General features: G+C 41.3%; 21 protein-coding genes. 13 read left to right on the top strand and 8 right to left on the bottom strand.

All coding sequences use genetic code 11. The features are described 5' to 3' along the window. Positions 1–191 precede the first annotated feature (191 nt). Positions 192–968 (top strand): hypothetical protein, encoded by a 777-nt coding sequence (locus ABEF84_RS08535; RefSeq protein ID WP_034588346.1) that lies wholly within the window; start codon positions 192–194, stop codon positions 966–968. Between the two features lie 23 nt (positions 969–991). Here the strand turns inward: ABEF84_RS08535 and ABEF84_RS08530 are convergent, their stop codons facing one another. Both ABEF84_RS08530 and ABEF84_RS08525 read right to left on the bottom strand, forming a co-directional pair. Then, positions 992–1552: a thermonuclease family protein gene (locus tag ABEF84_RS08530; protein ID WP_034588316.1), complete on the bottom strand. Its 561-nt coding sequence runs from the start codon at positions 1550–1552 to the stop codon at positions 992–994. Positions 1553–1798: 246 nt separating this feature from the next. Then, complete coding sequence (locus ABEF84_RS08525; protein ID WP_034588313.1) at positions 1799–2716, bottom strand: LysR family transcriptional regulator; 918 nt, start codon at positions 2714–2716, stop codon at positions 1799–1801. A 91-nt stretch (positions 2717–2807) separates the two neighbouring features. Between ABEF84_RS08525 and ABEF84_RS08520 the strand changes: the two genes are divergently transcribed. The 5 genes from ABEF84_RS08520 to ABEF84_RS08500 all read left to right on the top strand — a co-directional run bounded on the left by ABEF84_RS08520 (position 2808) and on the right by ABEF84_RS08500 (position 7283). Then, positions 2808–4049 (top strand): acyl-CoA dehydrogenase family protein, encoded by a 1242-nt coding sequence (locus ABEF84_RS08520; protein ID WP_034588311.1) that lies wholly within the window; start codon positions 2808–2810, stop codon positions 4047–4049. Positions 4050–4117: 68 nt separating this feature from the next. Further along, entirely contained in the window at positions 4118–5239 is a 1122-nt protein-coding gene (locus ABEF84_RS08515; RefSeq protein WP_034588307.1) for a phosphotransferase family protein, read from the top strand. Beyond that, positions 5236–5934: a histidine phosphatase family protein gene (locus ABEF84_RS08510; RefSeq protein WP_034588305.1), complete on the top strand. Its 699-nt coding sequence runs from the start codon at positions 5236–5238 to the stop codon at positions 5932–5934. The genes ABEF84_RS08515 and ABEF84_RS08510 overlap by 4 nt, the downstream gene beginning before the upstream one ends. Before the next feature lie 28 nt (positions 5935–5962). Then, positions 5963–6706, top strand: coding sequence for an SDR family oxidoreductase (locus tag ABEF84_RS08505; protein ID WP_034588304.1), 744 nt, complete (start codon positions 5963–5965; stop codon positions 6704–6706). Positions 6707–6944: 238 nt separating this feature from the next. Continuing rightward, on the top strand, positions 6945–7283 hold the full coding sequence (locus ABEF84_RS08500; RefSeq protein WP_034588303.1) for a hypothetical protein: 339 nt from the start codon (positions 6945–6947) through the stop codon (positions 7281–7283). A 62-nt stretch (positions 7284–7345) separates the two neighbouring features. Here ABEF84_RS08500 and ABEF84_RS08495 read toward each other — a convergent pair whose 3' ends face one another. After that, positions 7346–7816, bottom strand: coding sequence for a hypothetical protein (locus ABEF84_RS08495; protein ID WP_034588301.1), 471 nt, complete (start codon positions 7814–7816; stop codon positions 7346–7348). A gap of 225 nt (positions 7817–8041) precedes the next feature. Between ABEF84_RS08495 and ABEF84_RS08490 the strand changes: the two genes are divergently transcribed. The 3 genes from ABEF84_RS08490 (at position 8042) to ABEF84_RS08480 (ending at position 10610) form a co-directional block, all read left to right on the top strand. Beyond that, positions 8042–9103: a fatty acid desaturase gene (locus ABEF84_RS08490; protein ID WP_347452721.1), complete on the top strand. Its 1062-nt coding sequence runs from the start codon at positions 8042–8044 to the stop codon at positions 9101–9103. A gap of 176 nt (positions 9104–9279) precedes the next feature. Next, on the top strand, positions 9280–9990 hold the full coding sequence (locus tag ABEF84_RS08485; RefSeq protein ID WP_034588296.1) for an SGNH/GDSL hydrolase family protein: 711 nt from the start codon (positions 9280–9282) through the stop codon (positions 9988–9990). 35 nt (positions 9991–10025) lie between these two features. After that, the gene (locus ABEF84_RS08480; RefSeq protein ID WP_347455162.1) at positions 10026–10610 is read left to right on the top strand and encodes a uracil-DNA glycosylase family protein; all 585 of its coding nucleotides are present in this window, start codon (positions 10026–10028) and stop codon (positions 10608–10610) included. 51 nt (positions 10611–10661) lie between these two features. Here ABEF84_RS08480 and ABEF84_RS08475 read toward each other — a convergent pair whose 3' ends face one another. From ABEF84_RS08475 to ABEF84_RS08465, 3 genes are all read right to left on the bottom strand, one after another. After that, positions 10662–11159, bottom strand: coding sequence for a hypothetical protein (locus ABEF84_RS08475; protein WP_034588291.1), 498 nt, complete (start codon positions 11157–11159; stop codon positions 10662–10664). Between the two features lie 167 nt (positions 11160–11326). Continuing rightward, positions 11327–11764 carry a hypothetical protein gene (locus ABEF84_RS08470; protein ID WP_034588288.1) on the bottom strand — a complete coding sequence of 146 codons (438 nt, stop codon included), beginning with the start codon at positions 11762–11764 and terminating at the stop codon, positions 11327–11329. 184 nt (positions 11765–11948) lie between these two features. Beyond that, positions 11949–13505: a phospholipase D family protein gene (locus ABEF84_RS08465; protein ID WP_034588284.1), complete on the bottom strand. Its 1557-nt coding sequence runs from the start codon at positions 13503–13505 to the stop codon at positions 11949–11951. A gap of 122 nt (positions 13506–13627) precedes the next feature. Between ABEF84_RS08465 and ABEF84_RS08460 the strand changes: the two genes are divergently transcribed. The 4 genes from ABEF84_RS08460 to ABEF84_RS08445 all read left to right on the top strand — a co-directional run bounded on the left by ABEF84_RS08460 (position 13628) and on the right by ABEF84_RS08445 (position 19461). After that, complete coding sequence (locus ABEF84_RS08460; RefSeq protein ID WP_034588280.1) at positions 13628–14737, top strand: S-(hydroxymethyl)glutathione dehydrogenase/class III alcohol dehydrogenase; 1110 nt, start codon at positions 13628–13630, stop codon at positions 14735–14737. Positions 14738–15509: 772 nt separating this feature from the next. Next, positions 15510–16559 carry a 3-deoxy-7-phosphoheptulonate synthase gene (locus ABEF84_RS08455; protein ID WP_034588278.1) on the top strand — a complete coding sequence of 350 codons (1050 nt, stop codon included), beginning with the start codon at positions 15510–15512 and terminating at the stop codon, positions 16557–16559. A 212-nt stretch (positions 16560–16771) separates the two neighbouring features. After that, positions 16772–17950, top strand: a complete 1179-nt coding sequence (locus ABEF84_RS08450; protein WP_034588275.1) for a PilT/PilU family type 4a pilus ATPase — start codon at positions 16772–16774, stop codon at positions 17948–17950. A 305-nt stretch (positions 17951–18255) separates the two neighbouring features. Then, a complete protein-coding gene (locus tag ABEF84_RS08445; RefSeq protein ID WP_034588274.1) occupies positions 18256–19461 on the top strand; it encodes a PilT/PilU family type 4a pilus ATPase in 1206 nt (401 codons plus the stop codon). Between the two features lie 50 nt (positions 19462–19511). Here ABEF84_RS08445 and ABEF84_RS08440 read toward each other — a convergent pair whose 3' ends face one another. Both ABEF84_RS08440 and gcvH read right to left on the bottom strand, forming a co-directional pair. After that, positions 19512–20705: an MFS transporter gene (locus ABEF84_RS08440; protein ID WP_034588273.1), complete on the bottom strand. Its 1194-nt coding sequence runs from the start codon at positions 20703–20705 to the stop codon at positions 19512–19514. A 236-nt stretch (positions 20706–20941) separates the two neighbouring features. After that, positions 20942–21316 carry a glycine cleavage system protein GcvH gene (gene gcvH, locus ABEF84_RS08435; RefSeq protein WP_034588271.1) on the bottom strand — a complete coding sequence of 125 codons (375 nt, stop codon included), beginning with the start codon at positions 21314–21316 and terminating at the stop codon, positions 20942–20944. Positions 21317–21362 lie beyond the last annotated feature (46 nt).

The following is a 21362-nucleotide window of genomic DNA, read 5'->3' as shown; positions in this document are numbered from 1 at the left end:
AGGATAATGTTAACCAGGTTAACTAAATGTGTGTAATGTACGCCTATCAGAATGAAATTTCAAGCAATCTATCAGCCGCTCCGATATGGCTTAACAGATATTTGAAGGATGAAATGGGCTAATTTTCTGGGAAAAGACATTGATTTTCTTTAAGATGCGAACTGAGTTGAAACACAAAAATGGGTGAACTGATGCAAGCGCTGAATATTGGAACTTTGGTCAATAATTTATTTCAAAATAGTTCCAAATTAATCGAGGACTTGCAGCCAGAAATCAGTTCAGAAGAACAGTTACTACAAGCAATTCAAGATGCCGCTCAGACGCGTAGCAAGACAGCAACTCAACATCATGTCATGCTGCTCGATCATTTTGATGGCTCAAAACTGAGTTATGTGTTTAGTCCCTTGATCCTGTCAGTACTGAAACATAAAACTATCTTTATCAGTCCAGCCAATGATGAGCTGCAGCAGGTTTTAGGTGAATATTTCCGCGTTGAGGCTTTAAAACTGAAGCATGAACAGGCTTTACAGGAAATGGATATCTGCTTTGATTTAACTGCGAACGATATTTCTATAACAGATTTGCAGCACTATGCCGTACTCAAAACTTTACTTGATCCATATTGCCAGAGCCTGATCGTCATTGGAAATAAACTGGATGAGGCATTGAAAACCTTGCTAGAAGCGTTAGGTATTCAGACCATTCATCAACAATTAACACCGCAAAGTTTTGATTTGAGTGAAATCGAATATAAAAAACTGCTATGGAAGCGTAAGAACGAAACCATTGCAGCGATTTGTGAAGAAATCACAACTGCCAATATTGAATTAGTGACTCAACTCAGTGGCATTCAAAAGGTAGATGCAGAGCATTTGATTGAGGACTTGATGTATAGCGAACACCTGTTTGAAAAAGTCTCTGTTTTTGGTGAATTTACTGAAACCATTTATAAGCATCAGCTGAAATAAAAAAGAGCCGAAAGGCTCTTTTTTCATGCTGTAGATTTTTTTTGTTTACGATAAACGCTGGGACGTATTGGATGCGTACCACGCCACAGTCCTTTCTTATGTTTCTTGGCATTGCTCTGTAAAGCCATCATGTAAGAGAGGTGTTTTTTATCACGGATATATTCTTCATACACCCATGCGGCACCGTGCTTGATCAGTTCTTCATTGACATTTTTACGACGTCGGTAAATCACGCCCACACAGCGGCCATAACGATCAACATCGGTAATTTGCACCCGTACCAATTTGTTCTTGATCATCTTGGAGACAAACTGCTGGGATTCTTTGCCATACGCCTGGCTGGATTCTGGGGCATCGACATAAGCAAAACGCAAGCGGGTTTCCGAACGACGGATATTAAAACGGTAGCAGGTGAGGGTATCTCCATCACTGACCGCACGGACACGACACCAGTATTTTTTACCTTTCTTAAAGGGGCGAAACAGTTCCTGTAAAAACACCACCACTTTGTGCAGCAGATAATAAGAGAAACCCAAAGCCACTAATCCCAGCACAATTTGCCAGGTCGTTGAGAGATGCAACAAAGTCAAAATCCACAAAATAACGTCAGACCAAAATAGCTGACTTTTAATCCCTCTATTTTAGTGGAAAGTCAGATGTGGCAAGGCTTTGTAACTATTCATGTGGGGATTATTTAGGCAAATAAAATAGCCTAAGCATAGTTAGTTATAGCTGAGTTTTTAAATGGCTTGAAGCTGCTTTTTGGGACTGTATTTTCCATTTATTTATAAATAGCCTAAGCAATTCTTAAAAATCCCAATCAAAATAGCCTAAGCAAAAATTTTCTTAATCTCATTTCTTAAAAATTGATGCCTTTTATTCTCTTGCAGATCTCTATACCAATACATCCCCATATTTATTCTAGGCAGTTTAACAGGGACATCAAAAATTTTCAGGTGTTCATCAATACGTAAGTGATTCAATACATTTCGCGGAATTGTGAGCATTGCGGACGGATGCTGCTGCAAAATCTGTAGCGCCGTTGCGTAATGCTGGCAACGCAAAAAAATCTGCCGGGATAGCTGCTTGCGGCTTAAATACAAATCTTCAACCAGAACACCGGTACGGCGTGAAGATACGCCGATATGTGGAGAGGCGAGATAGCTTTTTTCTGTAACTTCTGGCTGCTGGGTACACACCACAAATTCATCTTGATCCAGTAATTCAAACTGGATTTTGTCACCTAAGGACTGTTCCAGATCCACAACAAAATCCACTTGCTGGGTTGCCAGATCAGCCACAATATTTTTTCGATCTAACTTGATACTCATAAATTGAATATTCAGATTTATCTTCTGAAAATGTGCCACAAGTTTTGGCAGGATCATCGGCTCAATTTCATCATGCACTGCAATCTTCAAACTTTGTACCATGCTTGGCTCAAACTGCTGATGTTGAATAGAAATATTCTGGATAGTAACAAGGGCACGTTTAATTTCTGGATAGATCTGTTCCGCAAACGGCGTAGGCTGCATCTTGCTCCCACTACGGACAAATAAATCATCCTGTAAGTGCTGTCTGAGACGTTGTAAGGCATGACTGGCAGCGGACTGGGTAATTGAAAGGATTTGTGCAGCTCTGGAAATACTTTGTTGATCAAAAATAGCCACAAAAAGCGGATATAGGTTGATGTCAATGCGATGGAAACTGCGAAGGTCCATACTGTTTTTATTATGAATATGCTGCATTTAGAACTATGGAATTAAATCATTTTATTCATAATATGTTCTGGGTTAAGGTCTTGTAAAGCAGAATGATTATATCCAGAGGGAAGTTGCCATGTTTGAGCTCTCAGCACGTGCACAGGACTACGTTGAACGTACCAGAAAATTTATTAGAGATGAGATCGAGCCGATTGAAGCTGATTTCTGGCATCAGGTACATGAGTTGAATCAGGGTGGTGACTGGACCAAATGGCAATGGCCGGCAGAACTGGAAACCTTAAAAGCCAAGGCGAAAGCTGCTGGACTCTGGAATATGTTCCTACCATGTTCTGAACTCGGTCAGGGATTATCGGTACAGGAATATGCCCATATTGCTGAACTGTCTGGACGCAGTTTATTGGCACCCACGGTCTTTAACTGTAATGCCCCAGACAGCGGCAATATGGAAGTGTTGTGGCGTTATGGTTCTGAAGAGCAAAAACAACAATGGTTGATGCCACTGCTTGAAGGAAAAACCCGTTCAGTATTTTGTATGACTGAACCAGCGGTAGCATCCAGTGATGCCACCAATATGCAGGCAACGGCAGTCATTGAAGGTGATGAAATTGTTTTGAATGGCCGTAAATGGTGGTCCTCTGGTTTAGGTGACCCGAATGCCAAAATCATCATCTTTATGGCACATACGCCGGATGAAACAAAGGACCGCCATCATCAGCATTCTATGGTTTTAGTACCTGTGGATACTGCTGGCGTAAAAATTGAACGGATGCTACCGGTGTTTGGAGATTACGATGCCCCACATGGCCATGGTGAAGTCAGTTTTGAGAATGTGCGTGTGCCGATTTCCAATTTTATTGGTGGTCCTGGGCAAGGTTTTGAAATTGCCCAAGGCCGATTAGGCCCGGGCCGCATCCATCACTGCATGCGTTGTATTGGTGCGGCAGAAAAATCGCTGGAACTGATGATTGATCGCGGCATGAGTCGGACGGCATTTGGTAAAGAAATTCTGAAACTTGGTGGTAATCTGGAACGTGTCGCAGAAGCGCGTGTCGCGATCGATCAGGCACGACTTTTGACCTTGTATGCCGCCTATAAAATGGATACTTTAGGAAATATGGCTGCTTTGACTGAGATTTCTGCAATTAAAGTTGTGGCGCCAAGTGTGCTGGAAAAAGTTGTGGATATGGCGATGCAGATTCATGGTGGAGCCGGGGTTTCTCGCGATACACCATTGACCGGATTCTTTGCTCAGGCACGTGCACTACGTTTGGCGGATGGCCCGGACGAAGTGCATAAAGGTATGATTGCCAAGCTGGAACTGGCCAAACGTGGCTACAGCACACGCCGTAAAAAATAAGTGCACAATACTTGATAAGATGAACTTGATTAAGATTTGAAGATTTAAAAAGATTTTAAGGAAAGAATATGGCGGTTATTGATGTCGGTGGAAAGATTCGTGAGGGTGAAGAATTAGATATTCAGGCAGTCACCCAATGGCTGCAGAAAAATGGTGTCCAATTACAAGAACCGGTAGAAGTAACCCAATTTTCTGGCGGTGCTTCAAACTGGACTTACCGACTGAAATATCAAAATGCCGATTTTATTCTGCGCCGTCCGCCAAAAGGCACCAAAGCAAAATCCGCGCATGACATGGCACGTGAATATCATGTACAGCAGGCATTAGCACCATATTATCCGGTGGTGCCGGAAATGGTTGCTCTATGTCAGGATGAGTCTGTGATTGGTTGTGACTTCTATGTGATGAAACGCATCGAAGGCATTATTCCACGCGCCAATTTGCCTAAAGAGCTAAGTTTTAGTGAAGCTCAGGTTCGAGAGCTGTGTATCAATGTTATCGACAAGCTAATTGAGCTACATAAAGTACCGTATCAAGGTACTGAACTGGAAAAAATTGGCAAGGGTGAAGGGTATTGCCGTCGTCAGGTCGAAGGTTGGGATAGTCGTTATGACAAAGCCAAGACCCTGAATGTGCCTTCTTTTAAATATGTACGTAACTGGCTGAAAGACAATATCCCGGCAGATTCCCAGATTTGTGTCATTCATAACGACTGGCGTTTTGATAATGTCATTCTGAATCCGGATGCTCCGACACAGGTGATTGGTGTCTTGGACTGGGAAATGGCAACTTTAGGTGATCCATTAATGGACCTAGGTTCAGCCTTGGCGTATTGGGTCGAAGAAACTGATAATGCTATTTTCAAGGCGACGCGCCGTCAGCCGACCAATTTGAAAGGTATGTTCACGCGTCAGGAAGTGGTGGATTATTATTTAGGGAAAACTGAATTACAGCCAGCCAACTGGACTTTCTATGAAGTATTTGGCGTGTTCCGTCTCGCTGTGATTGCCCAGCAAATTTATTACCGCTATTTCCATAAACAGACCAATAATCCTGCCTTTAAGGATTTCTGGATTGTGATTCATGCCTTGCATATTCGTGCTTTAAAACTGATTGGCAAGCAAAAAATTGAAGCAAATGATCTGGCACAGAAATACATCACCAAATTTAAAGAGTTAATGCCAAAATGACGACTATCTATCTCATTCGCCACGGACAAGCTTCTTTTGGGGCAGAAAGCTATGACCAGCTTTCACCCAATGGGGAATTACAGGCAAAACTGCTAGGACGCTATTTTGATTCAATTTTAAAAGAGACGCCACTGGTAGTAGCAGGTTCGATGCAACGGCATCAACAAACGGCGCAACTGTGTCTGGATCAATGTTTTCCTGAAAGTGAAATCATTACCGATTCAGCATGGAATGAATTTAACCATACTCAAGTATTTGCGCGTTATGAACCACGTTTTAACCAGCCGGAATTGTTAAAAGAAGACGTCGCCCAGCACGCTAATCCGCGTGCTTATTTAAGCAAAATCTTTGAAGGGGCAATTGAGCGCTGGACGGGTGGCGAATATCACCATGAATATGAAGAGTCTTGGCCAGATTTTAAAAACCGGGTAGAAACTGCATTGCAAAATCTGTGTGATGATCTGGCTAAACGCAAACCACGTTATGCTCTAGTCTTTACTTCTGGTGGCGTGATTTCTGTGGCTGTCGGAAAAATTCTGGGACTCAGTCCAAGCAAAACTTTTGCCTTGAACTGGGCGATTACCAATACCAGCCTGACCACATTACGTCTAGTCGGTAATGAGCCACAGTTGCTCAGTCTAAATGAACATCATTTTATTAAAGAAAAACAACCAGAATTATTGACCTGGATTTAAGAACCAAAACAAATTAAAGGAATAAAACATGGCAAAAACAATTCTGATTACTGGAGCGAGTTCAGGGATTGGTGCCGGGATGGCACGTGAATTTGCGAAGAAAGGCTATAACCTGGCGATCTGTGCACGACGTTTGGAACGTCTAGAGGCTTTAAAGCAGGAATTGGAAAGCCAATATGGAATTAAGGTCATTGCCAAAGTCCTGGATGTGACCAATTATGATCAGGTTTTTGAAGTGTTCCGTGCCTTCAAGGAAGAATTTGGCACGATTGACCGGATTATTGTCAATGCCGGTGTTGGTGAAGGCCGCCGGATCGGTAAAGGTAACTTTGCGATTAACAAAGCCACCGTGGAAACCAACTTTATTTCGGCTTTGGCACAGTGTGAAGCAGCAGTTGAAATTTTCCGTGCCCAAAATGCTGGTCATCTGGTGATGATTTCGTCCATGAGTGCCATGCGTGGTATGCCAAAACATTTGACAGCGTATGGTGCAAGTAAGGCTGGGGTTGCGCATCTGGCAGAGGGCATCCGTGCAGAACTGATTGATACGCCAATTAAAGTTACGACAATATTCCCAGGTTATATCCGTACTGAAATCAATGAAGGTGCCAAGAAATTACCATTCGAAGTGGATGAAAAGACTGGTTCACGTTTACTGGCTGCGGAAATTGAAAAAGAACCGGTCAAAGCTTATGTACCAAAATGGCCTTGGCTGCCACTTGGTATTGCCATGAAAGTATTGCCATTGAAACTGGTAAATAAACTGGGTTAATGGGTTAAATTCGGTTATCAATAAAGCTTCTAGAGATAGAAGCTTTATTCATTTTTAGTACTTGAAGCTTAGAGGCAAAATAAACACTAAAGTCTGGCAGAATTTAATTTTGATCTATTCAATAAATTTAGAAGATAAAAATAAGATAGATACCAAGTGTAATTTCTTAAAATTTAGTATAAATATTGGTTTAACATAGCTCAAAATAACAGATAGATTGATACAGGCTTATCAATTAATGAAAAAAATAGCTTTTATTCTGGCAATTGTAGTGATGCAAATGTCATCTGTCCAGGCTAGTTCTGAAGAGAATACTCCTGATCTGACCCGATTGTGCGAAGGAAAAGGACCACACGTAAAACTCACTACAAAAATAGAGGGTCGTAAGGTAAAAGGTTCATGTCAGATCGGTTTTAAGCCTGATCAAGCAAATGTATTGGATTATAAAGCTATGAATCAACCAGCAGTACAAAATGTCTGTAAGGGCAAGGCGCGTGGTACTTCTGCTGTTGTGAATATAAAAGGAAAAAATATACCCGGTAAATGTGATCTGGTTTTTAAAGAAAATCGTCGTTAATTCAAGAGTCCTTAACTACGATTCTGTATAAGAGAGTTTGTTAAATTTCTGGTCGAACAAATTCAATCATAACATGCATGATTATAATCAATGCCTAGCCCCAATCTTGATAAATTATTAATTGTTTCTGACCCAAATGTAATCACGTCCTCATGCTGAATATAGCTATCATAACTACACAGTAAATGGGAACCATTAGGTATGAAAAAATCTTTAAACTTTTCTAAAGCATAAAATTGCTTTAAATAGTTATTGATAAATTCATTTTGTAATAAAAATATATAAAATGGCTTAGAAAATTCATCGTATAGATTCATATTTTGGGGATTATTAATAACATCTTTCCAGTCTTTACTTCCTGAAAGGTAATAACGACATGGAATAATATCTAACTCTTTATAGTATGGACTTACTTTTTTAGGAAGATGTCCACCGTCCATTTCAAAATTGATATTGTGATCGAGCAATGCTTTTTCGAATAACTCTTTTTGTTGATATTCAATTCCTATGGTTATGTGAAGTGTTCTAAGCATAAAAATTCCCCATTAAAAAATGATATTTTGTTTTGAAATTAGTATATTTACTCAATTATTTATAAGCCATTTTGATCAAATCAGAAACGATTTTATTTAGTAAAAATTAAATTTGTAACAACCGCTGTTTTTCTATACATCCTGCTTTAAAAACTGGGAATATCAACTTTTATTTTCCGTATTTTCCTTTAATGTACACATGTCCATAAATTAAAGGTTGTACATATGTCTTCATCTTCGGATATGACCAGTCAACAGCGTATTGCTAAAGTCCGAGCTGTCGTTATGCAGGCTGGCGAAGACCTGCGGGCACGTTATCCCATCCTGAAACGTCAAAACTTCATTGGTGCCAGCATTCTACTGTTTGCCTGGACAGGAATGATCACGATCGCATTAGCCTTTTATTATGGATATCTGTCGGCATGGGTGACCATTCCGCTTATTGCGATCTTTGCCTCTTTAACACATGAATTGGAACATGATCTGATCCATTACATGTATTTTAAAAAGATGCCATGGGCTCATCATTTAATGCTGGCTCTCGTCTGGTTGGCGCGTCCAAATACGATTAGCCCATGGGCACGCCGTCGCATGCACTTACATCATCATAAATTTTCAGGCACAGAAAGCGATCTGGAAGAACGTGGTATCAGTAATGGTATGCCATGGGGGATTCGCCGAGTGCTGGTGATCAGTGACCAGTTGATGTCAGTGTATTTGCGTCCATTCCGCATGTATAAAATGATTCAGAAATTTTTGGAAAAACAGCCAGAACATGAACGTAAAAGTGCCCAGATTTCACAATTGTTGGGTTTTATGCCCTTAAGTATTCTCTATTATGGTCTGTGCTATCTGTTTACCGTATTCCATATTTCCAACGCGATTGTACCGCTGTTTGGCTATGAAATGCTGTGGTCACAAGGCGCGCTAGATGCCATGCCATGGGTGAATTTACTGGCAGTGATCTGGGTGTTGCCAAATTATTTACGTTCATTCTGCCTGCAGTTTGTTAGTTCAAATATGCATTACTATGGCGACATCGACCCACGTGATGTGATCAAGCAGACTCAGGTACTAAATCCTTGGTGGATGATGCCGTTTCAGCTGTTTTGCTTTAACTTTGGTGCTACCCATGCCATTCACCATTTCGTGGTAAAAGAACCGTTTTATATTCGTCAGATGACTGCTAAAACGGCGCATAAAGTCATGAAAGAAGTCGGTGTACGCTTTAATGATATTGGCACTTTTCGTCGTATGAACCGATGGAATGAAATTAAAGTTAAATAAAAATGAATCGATGAAATCCCGCTAAATGCGGGATTTTTTATACACTAATAATCACGAAATGATTTGAATATTTGAAAATTCACTAAAATTAAAATAAAAACTGTCACAATCATCAATGTATTGGTCTAAATTTTGTATAAAATTCAGCACTATTCACGTATTTTAGAATTCAATCCATGTTACTCAAGCTTTCGACTTTTGCTCTTATTCCAGCCCTGGTGATCCAAGGTAATCGTGTCAAGAAAAACACTTTAAGGCTGCCAGAACCTGCAGGTGAGCGTGAAGGTGTCGTAGGTGCAGGTAAGCCTTTATCTATTTTGATTGTAGGAGATTCTGCCGCGGCAGGTGTAGGTGTGGATCATCAGGATGAAGCTTTAACAGGAGCAATTCTGAATGTACTTAAACAGGACTTCCAGATTCGCTGGAAGCTTCAGGCAAAAACTGGAGATACAACCTCTAAAGTGATTCGTGTCTTGGATGAAATTCCAGCAGAACATTATGATGTGGTTGTAACTTCGGTGGGTGTGAATGACGTTACCAAGCTGATGCCAGCAGATGTCTGGATCAAGAAGCAAGCACAGCTATATAGCAAAATTGAATCCCGATTTAGTCCAGCACTGGTTATTGCAGCCGGTGTGCCACCAATGAACATGTTCCCGGCTTTACCAAATCCACTGGCATGGTTATTTGGCCGTTATGCCAAAGCCATGAATTGTGAATTAGAAAAATTTGTCAGCAAAAAAGCCAATATGCAATGGATTGAATACGATATTAAACAGTATCGAGCTTTAAATCTGGAAATGGCCAAAGATGGTTTTCACCCGAGTAAAGAAGTTTATACGCTTTGGGGACAGGAAGTCGCTGCAAAGATTCGCCAGAAATTCTAAAATAGCATTTCTGCTCGCCAATTTAGTGGAAGATTATGTCGGATATTGAAACCCATCCTCTGGAACCTTTCCTACCTGAAAATGCCAAGCTACTAATGATGGGAAGTTTTCCGCCACCGCAAACACGCTGGAAAATGCGGTTCTATTATCCAAATTATCAAAATGATATGTGGCGGATTTTTGGTTTAATTTTCTTCCATAACAAAGACTATTTTCTGGATCTGGCTAACAAGAATTTTCAGGAAATGCTGATCCGGGAATTTCTGCTGGAAAAAGGTATTGCCATTTTTGATACGGCGTACCAGATCCGCCGTTTAAAAGGGAATGCCTCGGATAAGTTCTTGGAAATCGTGACACCAACGGATCTCAACAAACTACTGTCACATATGCCCCAGTGTCATAGCATCATGACCACTGGCGATAAAGCCACTGAAACGTTGATGCTGTCTATGCCGGACGGAACAGAAAAACCTGCGATTGGACAACCAAGTGAAACAACCTTTGCTGGACGTGAGCTGAAATTATATCGAATGCCATCATCTTCACGTGCCTATCCACTGAGTTTAGAGAAAAAAGCTGAGGCTTATCGGGAAATGTTTAAGGATTCCGGATTAATCTAGGCTTTTAATAAATTACTTATGAATGGTAAATAACTTTTAGTAAGTTATTTTTTAGTTATTTGGCATCATCTTTGGATATTCCACCCATTTGAACCTATGAATCTGAATCTCCCGAACATGGGTAAACTCAGACCAGATCAGTCGACTGCCTCTAGTCCATTTGAGTGGTTTGATTCTACGATCTATTAAATCCAGTTCAGCTTGGGTTGCAGGGCGCAGCTCACCGATTTCTGCATATAATCTTACACCAGGATAAGTATTAAATTTCCCTTTAATCAGAGATCTTAGCCAGAAGGTACGGCTGCTATTCACTGCTTGAATACAGGCTTTAGTGGTATGCGGAAGATTCTGTTCCAGGCTGGTACAGTAACGGTCAAAGAAGAAACCCGCTGGATTTTGTTCATCTAAAAATAAAGTACCGATTGGACTACTGGTAGGAAATCCATTTGGAGAGATTGTCGATATAGAACAATGCATGGCTGCACGTTGTGCATCTGCAACCACACTACGAATCTTATGCCAATCTTGCATCTGGATATGCGTATTCATTATTTTTTACTTGTTATTATTTTTAAAGTCAGCATATCATGAACAAAATTGGAAATAATTGACTGATATACGACTTGCCATTCATCTCAAAAGATTTATTTTAGTCGATATTAGTCGATAAAAAAGGGCGAGTGACTCGCCCTGAACATCAAACTCTATTTTAGGAATTAACCATCGTATTCTACATAATCCCAAAGATTTAAACGGGATTTAATTTCACGACGGATATTTGGTAATAGTGGCAGCAGGGTACCATCAATCCATAAGCTTAAAGCTTGTGAGGACAATAATTGTTGCTGTTCATCAACCAGTTGAGCACCTTTCACTACTACCAAGGTTTCTTCATTGGCTTCGGTTTCTACACCTTTAAACATTACTTGCAGCTCATGACCAGAATCCTGAATCAGCCATTCCAGTTCAATCTGAATATTTGCATTGGATTGAATGATCGCTTGACCTTCAACAATTTCATTATCTGAAAGACAGTCATGTTCAACCCGGATTTTGGCAAGAAACCATTCCTGACCAGATAATTCTTGCAGTGTTTTGGTGGGCGTTAAAATATCACTCAGTTTGAACTGACGGCTTAAATCAAAAAATTGCATGGTAGTGGGGCGAAAAGTTTCGCATAAAGCTGGAAAAGTATAATTTTAAGACAATCTTAGCTTAGGGTATAGTTCATGACAGTATTGATTGAATAAATGTCTAAATGCTACACAATTTCTAATAAATCAGAAAATAATGGATGGGAAAATTGATGGAAAATTCACTTTTGTCATGCATGTGTCATTACATTGTCCATTCAGCAGGAAAAGTCGTCACCAGATTCATCATAAAGCGCTGGAATTTTGTGGTTTCCGGATCATGTGGATGGGTGATGGTTGTGCCATCTGGTTGCTGGTCAATCCAGATAATTTCACCTTGCTGATTTAATTTAAGCTGATAGGCAATCCGTGGCAGATATTGATTCAGTGCGGTAGTAATTTCCTCCTGTAGTTCCTCAGATTCAACCACCAGACCGACTTCAGTATTCAGCTTGGCCGAGCGTGGATCAAAGTTAAAGGAACCAATAAAGACCATGTCATCAACATCAAAGAACTTAGCATGCAGACTGGAACTGTTTTTATTTTTAGCAGGAATGACATCCCCGGTCAGTTTCTCATACCAGGTCCGTTTGCGGCGTTCGATAAAAGATTTGAATTCCCAGATTTCAATGCCATTTTTGAGCAACTGCTCTCGATATTGCTGATAATAGGCATGCACGACAGTGACATCATTGGCTTGGAATGAATTGGTTAAGATCCGAACTTTTAGGCCATTTTTAGATCGGGTACTCAGGTAATCCGCACCCCATTGGGTTGGGACAAAATAGGCAGAGACCAGTTCCAGATGGTTACTTGGTTCACCCATGACATTCAGCATATGGGTATAGATGTAATCATGCTCTTTGGCTTCCGGACGAGCCTTGTTAGGTGAATCCGCAACAAAATGTGCTTTAGCCCAGCGGACTGGACGTGCCTCTAGCTGCTCTGCCACTTCTGCCTGTGCTTCATTGATTCGTTTTTGAATCTCTTCTGTCTTACCATTTTCATAAACAAAAGTCTGACGGAGTTTGGTTAATTCTTCAGGTCGTGGCTTTTCATTCAAGATCTGTTGAATATCATAACTGAGATCATCATTCCAGAAGCGAATAAAGCTTTGATTGGCATCCTGTACCGCAGTCCCGGCAAAGAAAATATCGACATCGGTAAACTGAAAGTCATTGCTGGCTTCAAAATATTCACTGCTGATATTGCGTCCACCTGTCACCGCAGCCGTGCCATCAGCAATGATCAACTTATTATGCATGCGGTGATTAACCTGTTTCAGTCGCAAGCCATAATCCAATGCCCTGATCTTGCGGAATTTATAAGGATTAAACAGTTTGATCTGGATATTGGGATGCTGGCTCAACGCTAATAAATGATCATCCAGCTGGGTGCCATTCTGGTCATCAATCATGAGTCGAACTTTTACCCCGCGATCGGCTGCTTGGAGCAATTCTGACAGGATCAGCCGGCCAATAAAGTCATCACTCCAGATGTAATACTGCAGGTCAAGATTGTATTTGGCCTGATTGATCAGATGCAGCCGTGCTGCCATGCTCATAAAGCCATCATATAGGGGTAAATAGGCGGTTAATCCCTTCTGAAATTTCTGTCTGGATTCTGTGCTTTCAAACCAGTGTTCAGAATGGACTGGTGTAATATTTGCTTTGGATGAAGTATTGGAATCTAACTCACAGCCTGTCAAAAAAATGGATAGGCTAATAAAACTGATACAGAGCATGTTAGTTCGGTGAGTCATTGAGTTTCCATCAATTATTGGTTTTTTTCATCCTATATTGTGGATGTTAATGGTTGAATCTCAGAATAGAAAGAGGTTACTGTTAGTCATCTGTTAAAACAGCGAACAAAGGAAAGTTGTAAATGAAATCACGTGCAGCGGTAGCGTTTGGTCCAGGCCAGCCATTACAAATTGTTGAAGTGGATGTGGCGCCACCAAAGGCTGGTGAAGTATTAGTCAAAATTAGTCATACAGGTGTATGTCATACTGATGCTTTCACGCTTTCTGGTGATGACCCTGAAGGTGTATTCCCGGCAATCCTGGGCCATGAAGGGGCAGGTGTGGTTGTGGAAGTGGGTGAAGGCGTGACCAGCGTAAAACCGGGCGATCACGTGATTCCACTCTATACTGCTGAATGTGGTGAATGTCTGTTCTGTAAATCTGGTAAGACTAACCTGTGTGTAGCCGTACGTGCGACTCAAGGTAAAGGTCTGATGCCGGACGGCACCACTCGTTTCTCATACAATGGTCAGCCGATCTATCACTACATGGGCTGCTCAACGTTCTCTGAATATACTGTCGTGGCTGAAGTATCTCTGGCAAAAATTAATCCAGAAGCGAACCACGAGCATGTATGTCTGCTTGGTTGTGGTGTAACCACCGGTATTGGTGCGGTGCACAATACGGCTAAAGTTCAGGAAGGTGATACAGTTGCTGTCTTCGGTTTAGGCGGTATTGGTCTGGCAGTGGTGCAAGGTGCACGTCAGGCGAAAGCTAGCCGTATTATTGCAGTGGATACCAATCCGGACAAATTTGAACTGGCGAAAAAATTCGGTGCAACTGATTTTGTCAATCCGAAAGATTACGACAAGCCAATCCAGCAAGTGATTGTAGAAATGACTGGATGGGGAGTAGATCATTCATTTGAATGTATCGGTAATGTTGACGTGATGCGTTCTGCACTAGAATGTGCGCACCGTGGTTGGGGGCAATCCGTGATCATTGGTGTGGCTGGTGCAGGTAAAGAAATCTCAACCCGTCCGTTCCAGCTAGTGACTGGCCGTAAATGGATGGGGACTGCATTTGGTGGGGTAAAAGGCCGTAGCCAGTTGCCAGGTATGGTTGAACAGGCCATGAAAGGTGATATCGAACTTGAACCTTTTGTGACTCACACTATGCCACTGGAACAGATTAATGAAGCCTTTGATCTGATGCATGAAGGTAAATCGATTCGTTCCGTGGTTCATTTCTAAGAACAATTGAACAGTAAAAAGACCGGTTAAAACCGGTCTTTTTTTATGAGTATTTTATTTTAATTTGGATACATTTGACGCTTAGACTTATCAGAGCGGTTATGGAAATTATGCCAATTATGATACCAATACCCATTTTGAAGGTGTCGAATCCGATCTAAAATTAAATAAGAACAGGTCAAAGGCTGAATCACGCCTGACGTGGGAACAGGAGAAATATGCAATTCGAGATGCCTGAAATCGTGTTTCGCATTAATTTTGTTTACGAAAGATACAAGATGAAGGAGGTAAGGTCTGATAGATTTTTGAGGCTTGCCCGTTTTCTATTTTTCTTAAATATGCAGAATGATAAGTAACAGTAAGAAAATTCATCAATATTTTTTTACGCTGGGGACTTGTCAAATCTCCATAGACCGCGTATTTTAAATTTCATATTCACATTTTTATGTATTACATCACATGCTCAAGCAACCTGTAATCTCAAACGCTTATTTTTATTTTTGGCAGTTTAGATAATTGCCTGAACGCGTTCGGGCAATAAAAAGGTTGCCCACCCAGTTAATACCTGATCGGCAACCCTGATCAGGTTTTTTTATGCATGTGATTTTTGAAAAACTTTGGAGACAGCCATGACTTATTTTAACTATTCATACTTTAGCAACTTTTATTGGTTCTGCTTTAACCAGTTGATGAACCTCAGCACACAGACCCATAGACCCATAAAGCTCAAATAAAAGTTCGGACTGTATGCCCAGTCCAAAGGATGAAAGTCATGAATCAAGTTATTACATCACAACAACAGCAAACTGAAACATTATTAAGCCTGCCGGCACAACTCAAGGCACAATTGCCATTGTCTCCACAATTGGCTAAACAGATTGCCGAGCAGCGCCAGACCATACAGAACATTCTCGAGGGTAAAGATCACCGTTTGATGGTGATTACCGGACCATGCTCCATTCACGATGAAACGTCCGCACTGGAATACGCAGAAAAATTAAAACAATTACAGACTCAAGTTGCTGACCAGATTTTTCTGGTGATGCGTGCTTATATTGAAAAGCCACGGACGACTGTGGGCTGGAAAGGTTTCCTGTATGACCCTGAACTGGATGGCTCTTCTAATATGCAGCTCGGTTTAGACAGATCGCGTGCGCTATATTTGAAAATTATTGAAATGGGGCTGCCAATTGCTTCAGAAATCTTGAGTCCGATGGCAACAGCATATTTTGACGATCTACTGGCTTGGGGCGCAATTGGTGCGCGTACCAGTGAATCCCAGATTCACCGTGAAATTTCCAGTCACCTGCCATACTGCATCGGTTTCAAAAATGGCACCGATGGTTCAATCCAGATTGCTCTGGATGCAATTCAGTCTGCATCAAATCCGCATCAGTTCATGGGCATGAGCCAGTCTGGTTTGCCATGTATTCTGCATTCTCAAGGCAATCCAAAAGTACACCTGATTTTGCGTGGTGCAAATAGTGGCCCAAACTACCAGTTATCTGAAATTGCTAAAATTAAGGCTAAACATGCAGGTGAATTGCCAGCTTTGGTGATTGATTGTAGTCACGGCAATAGCTCTAAAAATCCGATGCTGCAACCAGAAGTGTTACAGCAGATCGTGGCAGAGCGTATGGAAACACATGTTCGGGGGGTGATGCTGGAAAGCCATCTGGTCGATGGGAACCAGAAAATTTCCGAGGATATGGTTTATGGCCAGTCCGTAACAGACGGATGTCTGGGCTGGACAAAAACCGAACAGTTATTGTTAAATATAGCTGATTGCTTACGACTTGAAGGCTTAAAGCGCATTGCCTAACACTTTAGGTCTTAACAAACCTTTCCTCAATGCGTTGGGGAAAGGTGGCATTTGCTGAAATTGAAAAGCACTCAGTACTTTAGCAAAGTGACAAATTCGATAATAAGAAATTAGATTTAAAATTATAAAGAATTTAACAATAACAATAATTTATTCATGGTCAATCTTACCTATTTCTATACCCAAGATGATCATGAGCTGAGGATTTTCTTATGTATACTCCTGAACTGCTCGATGAAGCACGTAAATTTATGCACCATATGCTCACTAAAGTGGTGGAATATGGCGGCTCAGACCTATTTATTACTGCAGATTACCCACCGAGTATTAAACAGCAAGGGCTGATGAAGCCTTTTGGTCAGCAGAAACTCACGGCAGATAAAACCAAATTGTTTGCTTATTCTTTAATGAACCAGCGTCAGATTCAGGAATTTGAATCCATTATGGAATGCAATTTCAGCATGAGTGTACCTGATGTTGCCCGTTTCCGCGTCAATGTTTTTCAGCAACAGCATAACGTCGGTATGGTCATCCGAAGTGTCAGCACAGATATTCCAAGCTTTGAGCAACTTGGACTGCCATATTCGTTAAAAAAAGTGATTATGGAAAAACGCGGCTTAGTCCTCATTGTGGGGGCAACGGGGGTAGGTAAATCCACGACTTTGGCTGCAATGCTGGATCATCGAAATGCCAATACTGAAGGGCATATCATTACTGTAGAAGACCCGGTGGAATATGTTTATCAGCATAAAAAATCCATGATTACCCAGCGTGAGATTGGGGTGGATTGTGTGTCCTGGCATAATGCCTTGCTGAATGCCATGCGTCAGGCACCAGATGTAATTGCTATTGGTGAAATCCGCGATACTGAGAGTATGGAGCATGCGATTGCTTTTGCTGAAACCGGACATCTGTGTGTAGCAACACTGCATTCAAGTAATGCGGATCAGGCTCTAGACCGGATTATTAACTTCTTCCCGGAAGAGCGCCGGAATCAGTTATTGTTGGACTTATCAGCCAATCTTAAAGCGGTCATTTCACAACGTCTGATTCGGACGGAAGATGGTAAAGGCCGCCGTGCTGCAGTAGAGTTGTTATTAAATACGCCGCTGGTCTCAGATTATATCCGTAAGGGTGAACTTTATGAGCTGAAAGGTATTATGCAGAAATCGCGTGAACAGGGCATGCAAACCTTTGATCAGGCACTATTTGACCTTTATAACGATGGTTTGATTTCCTATGAAGAAGCACTGTGCAATGCGGATTCCAGTAACGAATTACGTTTGCAAATCAAATTAAAGAGCGGTCGCATCAATCCCGCCCTTCAGGAAGAAGGTGGAAATATGACCATACTGGAACAGTCTAAAGAAACGTTACTATCAAGAAGTTAGCATCTTGTAGTTTTATGAATTTAATTGATTGATAAATTCTCAGTGGTGGTTTCAAGTTTACAAAGCTTTGAGCCACCAAAATCTTTCATTTCTACATAGTCATAAATATTAGATTTTAATCATGCCAAGATTATTTCCCTTTATTAGTATTTTTCTTGAATCAAGTCACAGAATATTTTGAATAATTTATCTTTAGAAATCAAAATGATTTGAGAGTTATTTTAAAACACTGCACAATAAAAATCATAAAAAAATAGTTCTGAACCATGAGTTGGTCAGGTATTTTGCAGTGTGGGGAGAAACAGATGTTCACGGCAGAGTTATTAGAAGAAGCACGTAAATTTATGCACCATATGCTCACCAAAGTGGTGGAATATGGTGGTTCGGATTTATTTATTACTGCCGACTTTCCACCGAGTATCAAACATCAGGGGCTGATGAAACCTTTTGGTCAGCAAAACCTAACTGCAGATAAAACCAAGCTGTTTGCTTATGCGTTGATGAATGAAAAACAGCGTCAGGAATACGAAACTGAGCTGGAATGTAACTTTGCCATTACCGTGCCGGGTGTTTCCCGTTTCCGTGTCAATGTTTTTCAGCAACAGCTCAATGTAGGAATGGTGATCCGTACCATTACTGCAGAAATTCCGAACTTCCAGAAACTGAAATTACCTGAATCACTCAAACATGTGATTATGGAAAAACGCGGGCTAGTATTGGTTGTTGGGGGGACTGGGTCTGGTAAATCGACCTCACTGGCAGCGATGATTGATTACCGGAATGAAAATTCCGCCGGACATATCATTACCGTAGAAGATCCGGTGGAATATGTGCATAAGCATAAAAAGTCCATGATCACCCACCGTGAAGTCGGTGTAGACAGTCACTCCTGGCACAATGCGCTAAAAAATACCCTACGTCAGGCGCCGGATGTGATTCTGATTGGCGAGATCCGTGATACCGAAACCATGGAACACGCGATTGCCTTTGCCGAAACTGGACACTTATGTCTAGGAACACTACATGCCAACAACGCCAACCAGACTTTGGATCGGATTATTAACTTCTTCCCGGAAGAGCGCCGTAATCAGTTGTTGATGGATCTGTCTTCCAATATGAAAGCCATTATTTCCCAGCGTCTAATTCGTACTCAAGATGGTCAAGGCCGTCGTGCAGCAGTGGAGATCATGTTAAATACGCCGCTGATTTCTGACCTGATTTTAAAAGGCGATTTCCATGAGTTGAAAGCAATTATGGCCAAATCCCGTGAACTCGGTATGCAGACTTTCGATCAGGCACTGTTCGACTTGTACAACGAAGGGGCGATTTCTTATGAAGAGGCACTACGTAATGCAGATTCAACTAATGAATTGCGTTTACAAATTAAACTAAAAAGTAGTCGAGCTAATCCTGAGCTGAATAATAATCCTACTTCATTCAGTATGGTTGAAGAAAAAAAGCCGGAAGATGAAGCTGATGGCGAAAGCAAGACTGAAGAACAGACTTCTTGAATCGGGTTCAATCCTAATAAAAAACCGGCAATGAGTTCCGGTTTTTGATTTTAAGAGTATTTAAGCTGTGAGAGAGGTCGACGCTGGACCACCCATTTAAAATACAGCAGACTTAAAGCAGTCAGAATGGCACAGATGATAAAGGCAAAGCTAAAGCTTTGATGAGTAATCATCATACCCACCACCATTGAGCCAATGGCAATCCCAATATCATAGCAGGTATAGAAAGTCGAGGTTGCATAACCAATTCGGTGTTTAGGCGCGCGCTGGATAGCCAAGGTTTGCAAACAAGGCTGAGCAGTACCAAAGCCTAGACCGACCAATACCGCGGAACCCAAAAAACCAATTAAACTTTGAGCCTGACTTAACACCAATAAGCCCAGACTAAACGTTAAAATCGACGGATAAATGACATATTGCGGGCCTTTACGGTCGTAGATTTTCCCGGTAATTGGACGCAGGCTCATCATGGAAATCGCAAAAACCACAAAGAATAATCCCGCATATTGCATCAGATGAATCGAACTGGCAAAAGGTGCGATAAAGGACATGATGCTGGCATAGGAGAAGGAAATCATCATCACCAGTAAGGATACACTGAGTGATTTTTTCTCAATAAAGTCATTGAGGCTAATATGTTTCTTCTCAGTACTGGCAGTCTCAGGTTGTGCAATTTCCTTAACTGGAATAAAGAAACAGAAAGCAAAGCCAATGAAGACCATCGCTACCAGAATGGCCGTAATAAACGTATAGCTAAAATAAGAAATCAGGCTTAGCCCAATCAGCGGTCCTAAAACAATCCCTAAACTCACCGACATGCCATAGTAGCCCATACCTTCACCACGGCGTTGATCCGGAATAAATTGGTTTACGATCGGCACAAAAACTGTCGTCAGAATACTAAACCACACGCCATGCAATAAACGCAGCACATAGAGGCTTGTTAGGTTGCTGATAAACAGATAACCAAAGGCAATAACACTAAATAATGTAGCTGAAAGAATCAGTGTGCGACGTTGCCCCAGTTTTTCAATGATCAGACCACTAAAGGGTCGAATGGCAATCGCCGAAGCCATAAATAGGGTCAAGGTCAGACCAGCTTGTGTGACGTTTCCACCGAGTTCATTAAGGATATAAATCGGCAGAATGGTGGTTTGAGCAAAATAGAAGATAAAAAGAAACAGGTTATTCGCCAGACAAAGCAAAAACGGCTTTGTCCACAACGGCATTGGTGTGGCGTTCATAGTTGTCCTGAAGTTTTAATGTGAGACGCTAGGCCAAAATCAGTCTTATTTTTATGGAGCATGCCGAATACGATGTCCGGCATCGAAGCGAGTCACGATGACTATATGGGAGAATATGTGAATAATACAGTAAAATGCGATGAATGTGGCGTCATTTTGAGCACTTTTAAGTCTCATAAAGCTTTCTGGCATAAAAAAAATCAGCCCGCAGGCTGATTCGTCATTACAAGTATAAATTACAGACCTGCTTCGTATTCCGAATTTGATAATAACTTTTCAACATCGGCAAGATTGTCTGGCTTGATTTTGTAGATCCAGCCTTTGCCGTATGGATCATCATTAATAAAGTCTGGATCATCTTCCAGTGCAGGGTTAATTTCAACCACAATACCTGATACCGGTGCATGAATGTCTGATGCAGTTTTAACAGATTCAACCACACCTGCTTGCTGACCTGCAGTAACGTGAGAATTCAGCTCTGGTGCTTCAACATAGACCAGGTCACCTAACGCATCCTGTGCATGGTCAGAAATACCAGTCACCACAAGATCACCCTCAATGCGTACCCATTCATGTGTACTTGCGTACTTTAATTCTGAAGGATGATTCATTGATAACTCCTTAAATCGCTTAAATTCATTTTTGACATGATTTATA

This window comes from Acinetobacter sp. ANC 7912, from assembly GCF_039862785.1.
Lineage (GTDB): Bacteria > Pseudomonadota > Gammaproteobacteria > Pseudomonadales > Moraxellaceae > Acinetobacter > Acinetobacter thermotolerans.
This window is presented reverse-complemented; position numbering and strand designations above follow the sequence as displayed.

Bases quoted from the DNA above. Each gene is read 5' to 3' on its own strand.
- ABEF84_RS08445 (WP_034588274.1), top strand. From the start codon at position 18,256: ATGTTCACGGCAGAGTTATTAGAAGAAGCACGTAAATTTATGCACCAT.
- ABEF84_RS08525 (WP_034588313.1), bottom strand. From the start codon at position 2,716: ATGCAGCATATTCATAATAAAAACAGTATGGACCTTCGCAGTTTCCAT.
- ABEF84_RS08450 (WP_034588275.1), top strand. From the start codon at position 16,772: ATGTATACTCCTGAACTGCTCGATGAAGCACGTAAATTTATGCACCAT.
- ABEF84_RS08475 (WP_034588291.1), bottom strand. From the start codon at position 11,159: ATGAATACGCATATCCAGATGCAAGATTGGCATAAGATTCGTAGTGTG.
- ABEF84_RS08495 (WP_034588301.1), bottom strand. From the start codon at position 7,816: ATGCTTAGAACACTTCACATAACCATAGGAATTGAATATCAACAAAAA.
- ABEF84_RS08470 (WP_034588288.1), bottom strand. From the start codon at position 11,764: ATGCAATTTTTTGATTTAAGCCGTCAGTTCAAACTGAGTGATATTTTA.
- ABEF84_RS08485 (WP_034588296.1), top strand. From the start codon at position 9,280: ATGTTACTCAAGCTTTCGACTTTTGCTCTTATTCCAGCCCTGGTGATC.
- ABEF84_RS08480 (WP_347455162.1), top strand. From the start codon at position 10,026: ATGTCGGATATTGAAACCCATCCTCTGGAACCTTTCCTACCTGAAAAT.
- ABEF84_RS08455 (WP_034588278.1), top strand. From the start codon at position 15,510: ATGAATCAAGTTATTACATCACAACAACAGCAAACTGAAACATTATTA.
- ABEF84_RS08460 (WP_034588280.1), top strand. From the start codon at position 13,628: ATGAAATCACGTGCAGCGGTAGCGTTTGGTCCAGGCCAGCCATTACAA.
- ABEF84_RS08535 (WP_034588346.1), top strand. From the start codon at position 192: ATGCAAGCGCTGAATATTGGAACTTTGGTCAATAATTTATTTCAAAAT.
- ABEF84_RS08440 (WP_034588273.1), bottom strand. From the start codon at position 20,705: ATGAACGCCACACCAATGCCGTTGTGGACAAAGCCGTTTTTGCTTTGT.
- ABEF84_RS08505 (WP_034588304.1), top strand. From the start codon at position 5,963: ATGGCAAAAACAATTCTGATTACTGGAGCGAGTTCAGGGATTGGTGCC.
- ABEF84_RS08510 (WP_034588305.1), top strand. From the start codon at position 5,236: ATGACGACTATCTATCTCATTCGCCACGGACAAGCTTCTTTTGGGGCA.
- ABEF84_RS08520 (WP_034588311.1), top strand. From the start codon at position 2,808: ATGTTTGAGCTCTCAGCACGTGCACAGGACTACGTTGAACGTACCAGA.
- ABEF84_RS08465 (WP_034588284.1), bottom strand. From the start codon at position 13,505: ATGACTCACCGAACTAACATGCTCTGTATCAGTTTTATTAGCCTATCC.
- ABEF84_RS08490 (WP_347452721.1), top strand. From the start codon at position 8,042: ATGTCTTCATCTTCGGATATGACCAGTCAACAGCGTATTGCTAAAGTC.
- gcvH (WP_034588271.1), bottom strand. From the start codon at position 21,316: ATGAATCATCCTTCAGAATTAAAGTACGCAAGTACACATGAATGGGTA.
- ABEF84_RS08500 (WP_034588303.1), top strand. From the start codon at position 6,945: ATGAAAAAAATAGCTTTTATTCTGGCAATTGTAGTGATGCAAATGTCA.
- ABEF84_RS08515 (WP_034588307.1), top strand. From the start codon at position 4,118: ATGGCGGTTATTGATGTCGGTGGAAAGATTCGTGAGGGTGAAGAATTA.